The 14,277-nt window shown below is 63.1% G+C and carries 13 protein-coding genes; 1 reads left to right on the forward strand and 12 read right to left on the reverse strand.

Features of this window, described 5'->3' with window-relative positions; all coding sequences use genetic code 11:
* Positions 1-64 precede the first annotated feature (64 nt).
* From E5678_RS01705 to E5678_RS01745, 9 genes are all read right to left on the reverse strand, one after another.
* Positions 65-1,180, reverse strand: coding sequence for a helix-turn-helix domain-containing protein (locus E5678_RS01705; protein ID WP_136176931.1), 1,116 nt, complete (start codon positions 1,178-1,180; stop codon positions 65-67).
* Between the two features lie 605 nt (positions 1,181-1,785).
* Positions 1,786-2,868: an XdhC family protein gene (locus E5678_RS01710; RefSeq protein WP_136180579.1), complete on the reverse strand. Its 1,083-nt coding sequence runs from the start codon at positions 2,866-2,868 to the stop codon at positions 1,786-1,788.
* A 19-nt stretch (positions 2,869-2,887) separates the two neighbouring features.
* On the reverse strand, positions 2,888-3,481 hold the full coding sequence (locus tag E5678_RS01715; RefSeq protein WP_136176932.1) for a carbon monoxide dehydrogenase subunit G: 594 nt from the start codon (positions 3,479-3,481) through the stop codon (positions 2,888-2,890).
* A 40-nt stretch (positions 3,482-3,521) separates the two neighbouring features.
* The gene (locus E5678_RS01720) at positions 3,522-4,691 is read right to left on the reverse strand and encodes a VWA domain-containing protein (protein ID WP_136180580.1); all 1,170 of its coding nucleotides are present in this window, start codon (positions 4,689-4,691) and stop codon (positions 3,522-3,524) included.
* A 16-nt stretch (positions 4,692-4,707) separates the two neighbouring features.
* A complete protein-coding gene (locus E5678_RS01725) occupies positions 4,708-5,613 on the reverse strand; it encodes a MoxR family ATPase (protein WP_136176933.1) in 906 nt (301 codons plus the stop codon).
* Positions 5,606-6,397, reverse strand: a complete 792-nt coding sequence (locus E5678_RS01730; protein WP_136176934.1) for a xanthine dehydrogenase family protein subunit M — start codon at positions 6,395-6,397, stop codon at positions 5,606-5,608. The genes E5678_RS01725 and E5678_RS01730 overlap by 8 nt, the downstream gene beginning before the upstream one ends.
* Before the next feature lie 11 nt (positions 6,398-6,408).
* Positions 6,409-8,790 carry a xanthine dehydrogenase family protein molybdopterin-binding subunit gene (locus E5678_RS01735; RefSeq protein ID WP_136176935.1) on the reverse strand — a complete coding sequence of 794 codons (2,382 nt, stop codon included), beginning with the start codon at positions 8,788-8,790 and terminating at the stop codon, positions 6,409-6,411.
* 11 nt (positions 8,791-8,801) lie between these two features.
* Entirely contained in the window at positions 8,802-9,269 is a 468-nt protein-coding gene (locus tag E5678_RS01740; protein ID WP_136176936.1) for a (2Fe-2S)-binding protein, read from the reverse strand.
* Positions 9,270-9,454: 185 nt separating this feature from the next.
* Positions 9,455-10,720, reverse strand: coding sequence for a nitronate monooxygenase (locus tag E5678_RS01745; RefSeq protein ID WP_136176937.1), 1,266 nt, complete (start codon positions 10,718-10,720; stop codon positions 9,455-9,457).
* 254 nt (positions 10,721-10,974) lie between these two features.
* Between E5678_RS01745 and E5678_RS01750 the strand changes: the two genes are divergently transcribed.
* Entirely contained in the window at positions 10,975-11,421 is a 447-nt protein-coding gene (locus E5678_RS01750; protein ID WP_136176938.1) for an OsmC family protein, read from the forward strand.
* Here E5678_RS01750 and crcB read toward each other — a convergent pair.
* The 3 genes from crcB to lapB form a co-directional block, all read right to left on the reverse strand.
* Entirely contained in the window at positions 11,411-11,797 is a 387-nt protein-coding gene (gene crcB / locus E5678_RS01755; protein WP_136176939.1) for a fluoride efflux transporter CrcB, read from the reverse strand. The genes E5678_RS01750 and crcB overlap by 11 nt on opposite strands.
* Before the next feature lie 28 nt (positions 11,798-11,825).
* Positions 11,826-12,836: a recombination-associated protein RdgC gene (locus E5678_RS01760; RefSeq protein ID WP_136176940.1), complete on the reverse strand. Its 1,011-nt coding sequence runs from the start codon at positions 12,834-12,836 to the stop codon at positions 11,826-11,828.
* A gap of 291 nt (positions 12,837-13,127) precedes the next feature.
* Complete coding sequence (gene lapB, locus E5678_RS01765; RefSeq protein ID WP_136176941.1) at positions 13,128-14,273, reverse strand: lipopolysaccharide assembly protein LapB; 1,146 nt, start codon at positions 14,271-14,273, stop codon at positions 13,128-13,130.
* Positions 14,274-14,277 lie beyond the last annotated feature (4 nt).

Below are 14,277 nucleotides of genomic sequence, written 5' to 3' on the forward strand. Positions count from 1 at the left end.
GCTGAAGAGGCTTCATCAACAGGGCATGGCCCCCGCCGCACCGTGACGCCGTGCAGCTGATCGCTCAGCTCAATGGTTTTTTTGACTGCAAGCGGCGGTAGACCGTGGCGCGGCTGATGCCCAGCACCCGCGCTGCGGCTTCGACATTGCCTTGTGCGTCTTCCACAGCCTTGCGGATGATCGAGGTTTCGTGGTCCCTCAGCGGCACGGCCTGGCCAGGCATGCCGTGGCCTATGGGCGCTGACGAGTGGGGTTGGGCGAGCGCGAACAGGCGCAGACCCGACCACAAGGGCACTTCAAAGGCCCCCCGATGCTGGTTGGCGGCATCGAACAGTTCCGCGCAGTTGATCGCGAACACGCTGTCCGCGTGCGCCGCCATGGTTGCCGGCGTTGCGCTCAACATCTCGGTCGCTGACCGGTTCATGCCGGTGAGGTAACCATCGGCGTCCAGGCACACCAGCCCGTCGCTGTCGTCGCCCAGGACGCGACCCGGCCAGTTCAGGCGCAAAAGCAAGCGGTGGGGTTGCGCCAGGGTGAGCGCGTTTTCAATGCTGCGGGCCGATTGCGTGACCAGGTGCTTGAGCGCGGGTTGTTCAACCACATTGATGCCGGTGAGGTCGAGCATGCCCACGCAGCGGCCATCGGGCCCGCAGATTGGCGCGCCTGCGCAGCTGAATACCACGTTGTCCTGGAAAAAATGCTCGCCCCGGTGCAGCCAGACGGACTGCTGTTCGGCCAAGGTGGTACCGATCGCCGTGGTGCCGACGGCCGTTTCCGACAGGTCAATGCCCAAGCGGGCCAGAGCGGCCGCGGGTGGATCGCTGCGGTTCACCGGGCCATGCACATCGATGACCACGCCGTCGGCGTTGGTCAGGATGGCGAAGTAGCGGGTGTGCAGCATGGCCCGGGTGAGCGTGCGCACCACCGGAGCCGCCGCCTGCAGCAGAAGGCGGCTGGCATCGAGTGCGCGCCGGGTGCTGCCCTCGGAAACGGCGTTGAAGGTGACCGGGCGATCGGGTTCGTGCCCCATCGCCAGGCAGCGTCGCCACGACCGCTCGATGCCTGCGGCCAGACTCGGCGGGGCACGGTCGCTTCGGGCACGCAGCACTGATTGCCGGGCCTGTTCGATGGCGTCCAGCCGTTGAGGCTCGGTGGACAGTGTGGGGCTGCTGTGGGGCATGCGAAAGTGCGGCTCTTTTGGATGGATCAGCCTGGGTGTCGGCGCGGTAGAAGGCGCATCGGTTGCAATCCACGATAAACCAGTCTCCTGCGGTACCCCCTGCTGCGCCCAGAGGCCCACCCTGGGCTTGTCGGTAGCACCACACAATCCTCGGTTTTCGCGCATTTTGCTTCGATGCCTTCTGCCGCGCAGGCTCCCGGCCCTGTCAGAAGCAGGTCGACTGACATTTAATCAGTTTTGTGCGGCTTGTGCATGGGCCTGCGCGCGCTGTTGATCAAGGGTTTTCCCGGATTTTGTCCGGTATTGGGGGCCATTTTCGGTCCTGCCCTGTGGCGTCTCTCAACGCTTGCAACTCGACATGGCATTCAAGATTGCAGGTGTTTGGCGCGCCATTGTTTGATTCTGCAAAGCTGGCCCGCCGCCACCGCCCTGGACTTGCGTTCAGAGCACGATCACCGTTCGATTTGCTTGCAGCCTGGATGAGGCGAGGCGCCAGCGCTTCTGACTGGACTGGCCGCTGGCATGGATAGCGCCTGTTGGCTGCTGCCTTATCCCCGAACCCGCGACAAGGATCACGATGCAGGGCGCGGGCGGTAGTGCTGATTTCAAGCGGCCCGTTGGCTGGAGAAACACACGGCTGCCGAGCCGGTTCCCGGGTGCAGTTGTTCCTTCGCGGGGCCGACCTGCATGTCGCGCGGCAGGGGGACGGCGTTCTTCAGAGCCAGGACTTCGGCCATCACACTCACCGCGATCTCGGGGGGGGTCTTGCTGCCGATGTAGATGCCGATGGGGCCGCGCATGTTGGCCAGGCTTTCTTCGGTCTGCTCGAAGTGTTCAATCATGCGGGCGCGTCGGGCTTCGTTGTTGCGGCGCGACCCGATCGCGCCCACATAAAAGGCTTCGCTGCCCAAAGCTTCCAGCAGGGCGAGATCGTCGAGCTTGGGGTCGTGGGTGAGGGCAATGACACAGGTGCGCCGGTCGAGATTGAAAGCGGCAACCACGTCATCAGGCATGCCCGCTTCGAGCTTCACCCCCGCCACCTGCCAGTTGCCGCGGTATTCCTCACGCGGGTCGCACACGGTCACGGCAAAGCCGCAAAACAACGCCATGGTGGCGAGGTATTCGGTGAGCTGACCGGCGCCGATCAACAGCATTCGGTACTCGGGGCCGAAGCTGTTGCGCAGGGTGGTGCCATCGTCGTGCAGGGCCTGCGGCTGGGTGGCGGGCACCAGGGTGACTTGCCCTGTGGCGATCTGGGTGTGGCGCTCCATCATGTGACCTTCGGTCAGCGTCTGCACCAGGGTCTCGAGCGGCGCCACATCGGGGTTGAATTCCAGCAGCAACTCCAGCGTGCCGCCGCAAGGCAGGCCGAACCGGTGGGCTTCGTCGGCGGTGACGCCGTAGGTCACACGCTCGGGTGGGCCTGCAGGGATGTCGTGGGTGATGCCCACCACAGCAACCGATCCCTCTGGCGTGTTGGCGCGGCTGTAGCGGTAGATGAGGTCGTCTTCGATGCAACCGCCCGAGACCGATCCCACCACGGCGCCGCTTTCGCACAACGCCATGATGGAGCCGACCGGGCGGGGGGATGAGCCCCAGGTGCGGACCACTGTGGCCAGCAAGGCCTTTTGCCCTTGACGGCGCCATTGCAGGAGGTGACGCAGAACGGTGAGATCGAGGTTTTCCATGTCGGTGGTTTTGGTCTTGTCAGCGGGAGGCGAGCCAGATGATGACAACAAGGGCCACGGCGCCTGCAGCCCATACCCAGGTGGGCATGCCGCCCACACCGCTGCTGGAGGAGACGATGGCGGTTTGTGCCGCGCCATTGTCGGCCGCCCCGGCATTGTCTGCTGGTGGGAAACGCTTTTCCAGTTCGGCCTCAAAGCGTTTGAAGAAGTCTTCGGCCATGTTTTTCGCCACACCGTCGATCAGGCGCTGCCCCATTTGCGCGATCTTGCCGCCCACGGTGGAGTGCACGGTGTAGTTGAGTTCACAGCCGTCGTCCAGCGGTTTGAGTTCGACCGACGACTCGCCTTTGCCGAAGCCGGCCACGCCGCCTTGGGCGTCGAAGTTGAGCTTGTAGCTGGTGGGGGCCACGATGTCGGTGAGTTGTACGTTGCCGTTGAAAGTGGCGGCCACAGGGCCAATCTTGATGCCCGCGGTGACGGTGTAGGCGTTGTCGCCAGCAGGTTCGAATTTCTTGCAGCCAGGGATGCAGGCTTTCAGGATCTCGGGGTCGTTCAAGGCTTCCCAGGCTTGTTGCTGGGAGGCCTTGAGTACGCGTTGTCCGGTCATGTCCATGGTGGGTATCTCCAGTTGGATCGATTGTGAGAATATGGGGTCAGCGCCGCATGAGCTGGGCCATGGCTTGCGCCAAGTCTTCCAGGCGGCTGAGGTTGTGCACGGCGAGCATGCCATCGGCGTGTTGGTGCAAGACCTGAGCACCACTCGCCAAAGGCGCGTAGCCATCAAAGCGCAGCAGCGGGTTGAGCCACAGCAGCTGTCGGCAGTGGCGCTTGAGCCAGACCACTTCTTGGTTCAGGGCCTCGGGCTCACCAGTGTCCAGACCATCGCTGATGAGCAACACAACCGTGCGCCGGCCCACCAGTGTGCGCGCATGGCGTTCGCGCAAGGTGGTCAGCGATGCGCCCAGGCGGGTGCCCCCGGCGAAATCGGCGATGGCGGCATTGGCCATGTCCAGCATGTGGTCGGTGTCGCGTTGGCGGAAAGCCGGCCGCAGATCGGTGAGGTCGGTGCCGAAGGCAAAAGCGGCGCGCGGGCGGCCGTGTGTGGCGTTGTGCAGAAAAGCCAGCAACAAGCGCGCGTAGCGTTCCATGGAGCCAGAGATGTCCACCAGCACCAGCAGGGGCAAGGCTTGAGGGCGGCGGGACCTTTTGGGCAACCAGAGCAGCTCGCCCTCGAAGCGCCGGGCTTGTTGCAGGGCGGCGGCCCAGTGTGGGCGCTGGCCCCGCGTGCCCGCCCGCGTGCGCCGGCCGGGCACCGGGGGCAAGGGCATGGGCACATCGCGCACCAGCCGTTCGATCAGGTGGAATTCGCTGGCGTTGAGCGTGGCAAAGTCCGCATGGCGCAGGCGCTGCTGATCGCTCGCAGTCATGGCCGCATCCAGCTGAATTTCGCTCTCTTTGCGCGGACCTTCGGCGGGCGTCCTGGCCGCAGCCAAGGCTTCCTGCACGCGGGCCTTGCGCTTTGGCGGCTGGCCCTGGCGCACCTTGGGCAACATCTGGGCGAGCAGCTGTTGCGCAAGCTCTGGATTGCGAAAGAGGGCATCAAACAACTGATCAAAGACCTCAAGGTCTTGTTGGCGGCTCACGAAGACCGCGCGCAGTGCCGCGTGCAGATCGTCTTTGCGCTCGATACCGACCAGACCGACGGCATCGATGGCCAGGGCGATGCGGCTGCTGTCCACCGGCACACCCGCGCGGCGCAGCGCACGGCCAAAACCAGTGATGTTGTCGGGCAGCTTGCCGCTGCGGGCGTCGCCGAGCTTCATCATGGGGATGGCGCTTCTATGCGGGATCGGGTTGCAGCAACTCGTCGATCAGTGGGATGAGCGCGGCCACGTCTTCACGCTGTTTGAACAAAATGCCGGCCGTGTCTTGCACCACCTCGGGGTCGAGCGTGAGCGTGTCCAGCGCCACCAGTGCTTTGGCCCACTCCACGCTCTCGGCAATGCCGGGGCTGCGCTGAAAGGCATTGACAAATGGCATGGAGCGCAAGCGCGAGACGAATTGCGTGATCTGCTCGGTGAGCGCTGGCCCGGCTTCGGGCACCTGGCTTTGCACGATGGCCAGCTCGCGTTCGCGCTCCGGGTAGTCCATCCACTGGTACAGGCAACGGCGTTTCACGGCGTCGTTCAGGTCGCGCGTGCGGTTGCTGGTGAGAATGGTCAAAGGGGCGACTTCGGCTTTGATTGTGCCCAGCTCCGGGATGCTCACCTGGTATTCGCCCAGGTACTCCAGCAGGAACGCCTCGAAGGGCTCGTCGGCCCGGTCGACTTCGTCTATCAGCAACACCGCGCCCGGCGCGGGCGCCTGCAACGCTTGCAGCAGCGGTCGGCGAATCAGGTAGCGGGGCTGGTACACCTCGCGCTCGATCTCATCGGCGGTGTTGGTGTCTTGTGCCGCGCGCATGTGCAGCAGCTGTGCCGTGTGGTTCCATTCATACAAGGCCTCGCGCTGTTCCATGCCGTCGTAACACTGCAGTCGCAACAGCGGTCGACCCAGCACTTTGGCCAGCGCCTTTGCCAGCTCGGTTTTGCCCACGCCCGGCTCGCCTTCCAGCAGCAGCGGGCGCTGCAGCTTCATGGCGAGATAAACGGAAGTGGCGAGCTGGCGCGGCGCGTGGTAACCCACGCCTTGCAGGGCGTGGGTCAGTTCATCGATGCTTGCAAATCCGGAAACAGGTTCAACCATTGGCTTGCTGCACTGCTTTCTGGGTTTGAACCTTGACCAACTGCGCGCGGTAAGCGGCACTGGCGTGGAGGTCGCCATTGAGCTCACCTGCATCGATGGCCACGCCTTCAACCGCCTCAGGGGTGAAGCTCTTGGAAAGGGCCGCTTCCAGCCCCGCATGGCGGAACACGCCATTGCCTGCGCCCGTGATCGCCACGCGCACACCGTTGGCCGTTTGTGCGACAAACACGCCGACCAGTGCAAAGCGCGAGGCCGGCTGGCGGAACTTGGCGTAGGCCGCTTTTTGCGGGGCAGGGAAGTGGATCGCGGTGATCAGTTCGCCTTCTTCCAGCGCGGTTGTGTACATGCCTTGAAAGAAGTCATCGGCGGCGATGCTGCGTTTGTTGGTTTGCACGGTGGCACCGAGGCCGAGCACGGCGCTGGGGTAGCACGCAGCCGGATCGTTGTTGGCCACCGACCCGCCCATGGTGCCCATGGCCCGCACCTGGCGGTCACCGATGCCGCCTGCGAGTGCGGCGAGCGCGGGGATCATGGCTTGCACATCGGCGCTGTCGGCCACGGTCTCATGGCGCGTCATGGCACCAATCACCAGTGAGTTGCCGTCTTTTTTGATGCCGCTGAGCTCGGCGACGCCGGCCAGGTCGATCAGACTTTCCGGCTGGGCCAGACGCTGCTTGAGCGAAGCGATCAGGGTCTGCCCACCGGCCAAGGCTTGGCCACCGGCCGAGATCTTGGCCAGCGCGTCTGCCATGGAGGCGGGGCGTTCGTATGCGAATGCGTACATGTGTATTCTCCTCAGGCTTTTGCGTTTTGGATGGCTTGCCAGACCCGGTTCGGGCTGGCGGGCATGTCGATGTCTTTCACACCGAGCGGCGCCAGCGCGTCAAGCACGGCGTTGATGACGGCAGGCGGTGAACCGATGGCCCCCGCTTCGCCGCAACCTTTGGTGCCGAGCGGGTTGGTGGTGCAAGGCGTGCACACATGGCCGATCACGATGTTGGGGAAATCATCGGCGCGAGGCATGGTGTAGTCCATGTAGGAACCGGTCACGAGCTGGCCCGTTTCGCGGTCGTATACGCAGTGTTCCATCAGCGCCTGGCCAATGCCTTGCACCACACCGCCGTGCACCTGGCCTTCAACCACCATCGGGTTGATGATGGTGCCGAAGTCATCCACAGCCGTGAAACGGTCCACGCGCACCACGCCGGTGGCGGGGTCGATCTCCACTTCACAGATGTAGGTGCCGGCCGGAAAGGTGAAGTTGGTCGGATCGTAGAACGCGGTTTCGTTCAGGCCCGGCTCCAGCTTGTCGAGCGGGTAGTTGTGTGGCACGTAGGCGGTCAACGCGACCTGGCCGAAAGTGACCATCTTGTCGGTGCCTTTGACCTTGAATTCGCCGCCGGCAAAGTCGATATCGGTGTCGCTGGCCTCCATCAGGTGGGCTGCAATTTTCTTGGCCTTGGCTTCGATTTTGTCGAGCGCCCGCATGATGGCCGCGCCGCCCACCGAGATGGAGCGCGAGCCATAAGTGCCCATGCCGAAAGGCACGCGACCGGTATCGCCGTGAACAATATCAACCTGGTCGGGCGTGAGGCCCAGGCGAGCGGCCACAACCTGCGCGAACGTGGTTTCGTGGCCTTGGCCATGGCTGTGCGAGCCGGTGAACACCGTCACGCTGCCCGTGGGGTGCACGCGCACTTCGCCACACTCGAACAGGCCAGCGCGCGCGCCCAGCGCACCCGCCACGTTGGACGGAGCCAGACCGCACGCTTCGATGTAGCTGGAGTAGCCCACACCACGCAGCAAGCCTTTGGATTTCGACTCAGCCTTGCGAGCCTCCAGACCGGCGACATCGGCCAGCTCCTGGGATTTGTCCATGCAGGCGTTGAAGTCGCCCGTGTCGTATTGCAGCGCCACCGGGGTTTGGTAGGGGAACTCGGTGATGAAGTTGCGCCGGCGAATTTCGTCTTGCGACAGACCCATTTCCCAAGCCGCGCGGCTCACGATGCGCTCCAGCAGGTAGGTGGCCTCAGGGCGCCCGGCGCCTCGGTAGGCATCCACGGGTGAGGTGTTGGTGAACCAGGCGTCTACCTCCACATACACCTGTGGCGTCTTGTACTGACCGGCCAGCAGCGTGGCGTAAAGAATGGTTGGCACCGCCGGCGCAAAGGTGGACAAATACGCGCCCATGTTGGCGTCGGTGTGCACACGGAAAGCGAGAAACTTGCCGTCTTTGTCCATGGCCAGCTCGGCGTGACTCACATGGTCGCGGCCATGCGCATCGCACAAGAACGCTTCCGAGCGGTCACAGGTCCATTTGATGGGGCGGTTGAGCTTTTTTGATGCCCAGGTCAGGCACACGTCTTCGGCGTACAGGAAAATTTTCGCTCCGAAACCACCGCCCACGTCGGGCGCGATCACGCGCACTTTGTGCTCGGGCAGGCCCATCACGAACGCCGTCAACAGCAGCCGCTCGACGTGGGGGTTTTGGTTGGCGACGTACAACGTGTAGTCGTCACCGGCCCGGTTGTAGTGCCCGATGGCCGCGCGGGGCTCCATGGGGTTGGGGGCGAGGCGGTTGTTGACCAGGTCGAGCTTGGTCACATGGGCAGCGCCCACAAACGCCTTGTCCACTTCCCCTTTGTCGCCAATGGCCCATTTGTAGCAATGGTTGTCGGGCGCGATTTCGTGCGAAGCTGGCGCACCAGCGGCCTGTGCATCGCGCACATCGACCACGGCGCCCAGTGGCTCGTAATCGACTTCGACCAACTCAGCCGCATTGCGCGCTTGCTCGAGCGTTTCGGCCACCACCATGGCCACGTGGTCGCCCACGTAGCGCACGGTGTCCAAAGCCAAAATGGGGTGAGCGGGCTCTTTCATCGGCTGGCCGTCGGTGCTGGTGATCAGCCACCCGCACGGCAACCCGTTGATCTTGTCGGCGGCCACATCCTGGCCGTCCAGGATGCCGATCACGCCGGGCGCGGCCAGTGCAGCGGTTTTGTTGACGCTGCGGACTTTGGCGTGGGCGTGGGGCGAGCGCACGAAGTAGCAATGGCTCATGTTGGCCAGCACGATGTCGTCGGTGTATTGACCGGCGCCGGTCAGAAAGCGGTAGTCCTCCTTGCGGCGGACGGATTCCCCGATGTGGGGCAAATTGGCAAAGTCGGAAGCACCCATGTTTGTTCTCCTTAAGACTTCATGGCCGCTGCACCCTGCAGCACGGATTTGACGATGTTCTGGTAGCCAGTGCAACGGCAGATGTTGCCCTCCAGCCCCTCGCGCACCTGTTGTTCATTGGCGTTGGGCTGGCGTTCGCACAGGTCCATGGCGCTCATCACCATGCCGGGCGTGCAGAAACCGCATTGCAGGCCGTGGCATTCCTTGAATGCAGCTTGCATCGGGTGCATGGTGCCGTCGGCTTCGGCCATGCCTTCAATGGTTTTGACTTCAGAATCCGCTGCTTGCGCGAGCAGCATGTTGCAAGACTTGACCGCCTTGCCGTTCATGAGCACCGTGCAGGCGCCACATTGCCCCGTGTCGCAACCCACATGGGTGCCGGTGAGTTTGAGGTGGTCGCGTAGCGCTTGAACCAGCAGCGTATTGGGCGCTGCGTCGATGGCCACGGCTTTTCCGTTGACCTTGAGTTGAACCTGCATGCTTGTCTCCTGTTGGTGGAATTCCTACAACAGTGAAACATGGCTCACATCAGGTGACCTTGGGTGTAACCCTTGGGTGGGCCAACCTGGGCGCAAGTTTTCTCAAATTGAGACGGCGCCCGACCCCAAGGTGGGCTCGCGCTTGCCCAGGCGGGCGCGGCAAGCTGGCCGCGCCGGTGGGGGCATCAGACCGTTTCGACTTCCGGCTCGGGCAGGGCGACCGAATCGTCGGTGGAGAACTGGTAGTCCTTGAACACGTGTTCGGCGGTCAGCAGCTGGTAAGTGCCATCGTCCTTGCGCAAGGATGTGTCCTTGAGGCGCCAGGCACTCTGGCCGCAGGTCCAGATGTCGAAATTGCGCATGTGGGTGCACAGACAGGTTTTGTCTTTCACCGCAAAGCGCTTTTCGTCTGGGTGCAGCGCCAGCTCGCGGTTGTACGAGGTCACGTAGGCACATTTGCCGTTGGCGTCCAGCAGGTAGCCGTAGGCTTCGCAGTTGGGGCGGATGCCGTCGCCAATGCCCGGACTGGCCTTGATCATGCGCATGGGGTAGCCCGTGGGCGAGATCTCGTTGACTTCCAGATCGTCTTCCTCGGCCTTGAAATACTCTTGCTTGATGTCATCAGGCAAGCCGCATTCTTTGGTCACCGTGAAGCGCGTGGCGACCTGCACACCTGAAGCGCCGAGCTCCATGAAGCGCACAGCATCGGAGCCGGTGAAGATGCCGCCGGCGGCGATCACCGGGATGGCGAGCCCCTCGGCTTTCATCCAGGTCACGATCTCGGTCACGATGGTTGCCAGGTCGTATTCGGCCCAGTCCATGCCAAAGCCCAAGTGTCCACCAGCCAGCGGGCCTTCAACCACCACGTAATCCGGGTTGCGTTCCAGGCGGCTGTTCTTCTTCAGGAACAGCTGCAAGGCGCGCAGCGAAGAAACGATGATGCCGATCTTGGCCTCGCGAAAGCGGGGATGGTCGGCAATCAGGGCCATGGAGCCCAGGTGCAGGCCAGCGGCCAGGGTGATGCCGTCGATGCCTGCGTCCAGCGCGGAATTCATGCGCACCTTCAAGGTCTCCTTGGGCGCGTTCATGGTCAGTTTTTCCATGCAGTTGATGAAGATCAGGCCCGAGCCTGTCTTGCGCTCCATGGTCTTTTCCACGTGCATGCGGGTGGCTTCGGCCAGGTGTTCCAGATCGAACTTCACGTCCGACTTGTCTTCCGACGCCACGTTGTACTGGTATTGCTTCTGCTTGGCTTTGACGAATTTCGTCTTGTAGCGGCGATCGGTCACGGTTTTCACCATGGCGTCGCTGATGTGGCCCACGCCACCCAGGCGCGCGGCTTCCAACGCCAGATCCGACGAAGAAATGTCCACACCCATGCCGCCAATCATGATGGGCACCAGCTCGTGGCTGCCCATGCGCATGCGGTAGTCGTCCAGTTGTCTCGTCATGTGTCCTCAGCTTTGTAACGGCACGTCAAGCTTAACCGCATCGGTGTCCGGGTTGACCCCCATAAGCGCACCGGCGCCGTGGGTATCGAACAGGCCGATTCAGCGGTCGGCAGGAACGCCAACCAGACAGCATTTTCGGACAAAGTTGTGACAGTTGCGCGCGCGTCCCAAAGAGTTCTTGCGGCAGGTCAAATCAACGGCCGTTTTTCAGCGCTAGGCTTGTTGTGATTCAACGCCTTCTCAGGAGATTTTTCATGAGCGAAAACGCCAGCGTCACCATCACCCGCCAGTCGGGCTACCAGTTTTTGGTCGATTTTGGGCACGATTTGCCCACTTTATTGGCCGATGAGCCCACACCCCTGGGCGAGGGCAGCGGCCCAGCCCCTGACCACATGCTGCTCGCCGCCGTGGCCAACTGCCTGAGCGCCAGCCTGCTGTTCGCGCTGCAAAAATTCAAGCAAGACCCCGGCACCCTGGTCGCCACCGCCACGCCAGTGATGGGGCGCAACGCCGAGAAGCGCCTGCGCATTGAAGCGATCAACGTGAAACTGGAGCTGGGCCAGCCTGCCAGCGACATTGAACACCTGGACCGCGTGCTGGATCAGTTTGAAGCGTTTTGCACGGTGTCCATGAGCGTTCGCGAGGGGATCGCGATCAATGTGCAGGTGCAGGATGGGGCGGGGGTTTTGATCAAAGGCTGACCGGCCACAGGCTGGCGACCGAGCGCATGCCGGCCCAAGTGAGCAACAGTGAGCCGAATACATGCAAGCTGGTGGTGCCCATCGCCAGCATCCAGCGCCCGTGCTGCAACATGCTCACCACTTCCACAGAGAACGTGGAAAACGTGGTCAAAGCACCCAGAAAACCGGTCACGATGGCCAGGCGCCAGACCGGGTCGATCTGGGTCTGGTTCTGGAAATAGACCACCGCCATGCCGATGATGTAAGCGCCCACCCAGTTCGCGACCAGCGTGCCCCAGGGGATCAGGGCGTGGCCGTGGTTGAACCACAGGGCCAGCCGCCAACGCGCCAGAGCGCCCAGCGAAGCACCGAGACAGATGGCGATGGCGGCGGGCATGGTGGCGGTGGCTCAGTGGGCAAGGGAATCAGAAGGGTGCGTCGCCTTCGCCCACCGCGGTCACGGCTTCGCCGTGGGGCTTGCGGGCGTTGGGGCTGGCTTCAACTGCTGACCCGGTGGTTCCGGTGGGCATTTCGCCAAAGGCGAGTTCGCCACCCAGGGCTGCGATCAGCTCGGGGATGAGCTTTTGCAGCTCGCCGGTGCTGAGCGCCACGTCGGTGTCGAATCCGCTTTCGTCGTCGCTGGCGCGGTCGTCGAACACGCCTTCCAGAAAGGCGATCTTTTTCAGCTGCATGGCTTCGGTGAGCATGAACCCAATGCGGCCTTCCCAGCTCATGGCCAGTTTGGTGGGCAGCTTGCCCTCGGTGATGTGTTTGCGCACCTCTTCGGTGGCGAGGTTGTGGCGGGTGAATTTGACGACCGACTTCTCTTCGTCGCCCGACTTGAGCTCACATTCCCGCTCAATGTTGAAACCCTTGGGCCATTCGTCGGGCGATTCGGCAGACAGCCAGTTCGTCATGGACGTTTGCGGCGTGACGGCGGTTTGCAGCAGGGTGACGTTCAGGTCGTTGAACACGTTGACTAGGGAGGTCACCAGTTCGTCCACCTTGCTTTGGCTGCTGGCGTCGGTGACCAGCAGGCCGTTGACCGGGTCGATCCAGACCCACACGCTGCCGCGGCGCGGAAAAGCCATGGGCAGCAAGGCCTGCAGCGCGTCTTCGCGCAGGCTTTTGGTTTCTTTCTTGCCAGGCTTGCGGCCGGTGGTTGCTTCGATGTGGTCGGCTTCTTCCTGGGCTTTTTCGCGCACGATGTCGCCGGGCACGGCCTTGGTTTCCATCACGAATTTCAGGATGCGCTGGCCAGCGACCGATTCCACCAACGGGCCATGCGCTTCTCCGCGTGGCTCCGTCCAGCCCACCGATTTGTCTTGGGAGGCCCCACAAGGCACAAAGCGCAGCGCGTCGAGTGCGGCTTCCATGGCCTCCAGTGTCGGGGCCCAGCCGGGCGCGATGCGGTAGACGGTCACATTTTTGAACACAATTTTCCTTTGATTTCTTGGCGGTGGACTTCCCGATGGAAGTGCAATGGGTTGATCTTAGAGGATCGAGCAGGGTGGTTTCGCGTGCGCTCGGCTGTGGGGGCATGCGGGGGCGCCTTGGCGGCCAAGCAAAGCCCGACCTTCGGTGCCCTCGAACGACTTCCTCTCAAAGGGTGGAAGACCGGCGCGACGTGATGCCGATGTCAGGATGCCGTGGAACCGCCCTTCGACAAGCTCAGGACGGGCCGCCAGCATCGCCCCTGTGGGTGACGCCTAAGGCGGCGCGGGGGGTCACAATTCTTCGACTCTTCTGGCCGGGTAGCTGTCCCAGCTTTGGCAGCCTGGGCATTGCCAGAAGTGCTGGCGCGCTTCAAACCCACAGGCTGCACAGCGGTAGCGTTTGAGTGGGTTGCTGGCTTGTTCCAGCGCATGGAGCACTTGCTTTTGGGCCTGCGGATTGGACAGGGTTTCGCCCGTTAACCACTGCGTGGCGATCACCAGCGAAGGCTCGCGTTCGAGGTGACCGAGGTAGCGTGCACGGGCGGTGGACGCATCCGGCGCGAGTTTGGCCAGTGCTTCCGTGATGTCGAGCGAGGGCGCATGTTCATGCGCCGCTTGGAGCAAGACCGTGGTTTCCGTCTCTTTGTGCAACTGCTTCGCCAGTTCGGCCAAAGGCGCTGCCGCCAGGGGCAGTCCTTGAGGCGCTTGTTGGGCCAGACGCAGCAAGACGCTGTAGGCCCCCGCAGCGTCACCCTTCTGGGTCTTGATCGCTGCGAGCGCGAGCCAACCCCGCGCCAGTTGAGGCGCACGGCGGGTGGCGTCTTCGAGCAAGGCCAGCGCTTTCTCTGAATCTCCGTTGGCGCGCGCGAGCTCGGCTTCTTCACAGAGGTAGTGAGCGAGTCGGGGCGTGAAGGAGCCCTGCTCAGCGGCTTCGAGCTTTTGGGCCACCACTTGGGCTTGGGGCCAGTCGCGCGACCGCTCGTAGATCGACAGCAGGGCCAGCAGCGCCTCGCCCTCAAAGGCGGTGCCATCGAGCTTGTGCAAAGCCGCTTCGGCACGGTCCAGCAGGCCAGCTTTCAAAAAATCGAGCGCCAGGGCATGTTGGGCGCGATCGCGGTCTTTGTGGTTGATGTCTGCGCGGGCCAGCAAATGCTCGTGTACCCGCACAGCACGGTCGTAGTCGCCACGCCTGCGGAACAAGTTGCCGAGGGCAAAGTGGAGCTCTGCGGTGTCTGGATCGCCTTGTACCGCCTCGATAAAGGCGTCGATGGCCTGATCCTGTTGCTCGTTGAGCAGGTGGTTCAGACCACGGAAGTAGGCTTTGGGTGTCTGGCGGCTCTCAATGCGCCACTGGCGCAGATCCAATCGGGAGGCCACCCAGCCCAGAGCGAAAACCACGGGCAATCCCCACAGCAGCCAGGTGTAGTCGATATCCATGTGG

Source organism: Hydrogenophaga sp. PAMC20947, from assembly GCF_004795855.1.
Lineage (GTDB): Bacteria > Pseudomonadota > Gammaproteobacteria > Burkholderiales > Burkholderiaceae_C > Hydrogenophaga.

Excerpts from the sequence above, each read along its gene's own strand:
- E5678_RS01705 (WP_136176931.1), bottom strand. The coding sequence starts at position 1,180 with ATGCCCCACAGCAGCCCCACACTGTCCACCGAGCCTCAACGGCTGGAC.
- E5678_RS01710 (WP_136180579.1), bottom strand. The coding sequence starts at position 2,868 with ATGGAAAACCTCGATCTCACCGTTCTGCGTCACCTCCTGCAATGGCGC.
- E5678_RS01715 (WP_136176932.1), bottom strand. The coding sequence starts at position 3,481 with ATGGACATGACCGGACAACGCGTACTCAAGGCCTCCCAGCAACAAGCC.
- E5678_RS01720 (WP_136180580.1), bottom strand. The coding sequence starts at position 4,691 with ATGAAGCTCGGCGACGCCCGCAGCGGCAAGCTGCCCGACAACATCACT.
- E5678_RS01725 (WP_136176933.1), bottom strand. The coding sequence starts at position 5,613 with ATGGTTGAACCTGTTTCCGGATTTGCAAGCATCGATGAACTGACCCAC.
- E5678_RS01730 (WP_136176934.1), bottom strand. The coding sequence starts at position 6,397 with ATGTACGCATTCGCATACGAACGCCCCGCCTCCATGGCAGACGCGCTG.
- E5678_RS01735 (WP_136176935.1), bottom strand. The coding sequence starts at position 8,790 with ATGGGTGCTTCCGACTTTGCCAATTTGCCCCACATCGGGGAATCCGTC.
- E5678_RS01740 (WP_136176936.1), bottom strand. The coding sequence starts at position 9,269 with ATGCAGGTTCAACTCAAGGTCAACGGAAAAGCCGTGGCCATCGACGCA.
- E5678_RS01745 (WP_136176937.1), bottom strand. The coding sequence starts at position 10,720 with ATGACGAGACAACTGGACGACTACCGCATGCGCATGGGCAGCCACGAG.
- E5678_RS01750 (WP_136176938.1), top strand. The coding sequence starts at position 10,975 with ATGAGCGAAAACGCCAGCGTCACCATCACCCGCCAGTCGGGCTACCAG.
- crcB (WP_136176939.1), bottom strand. The coding sequence starts at position 11,797 with ATGCCCGCCGCCATCGCCATCTGTCTCGGTGCTTCGCTGGGCGCTCTG.
- lapB (WP_136176941.1), bottom strand. The coding sequence starts at position 14,273 with ATGGATATCGACTACACCTGGCTGCTGTGGGGATTGCCCGTGGTTTTC.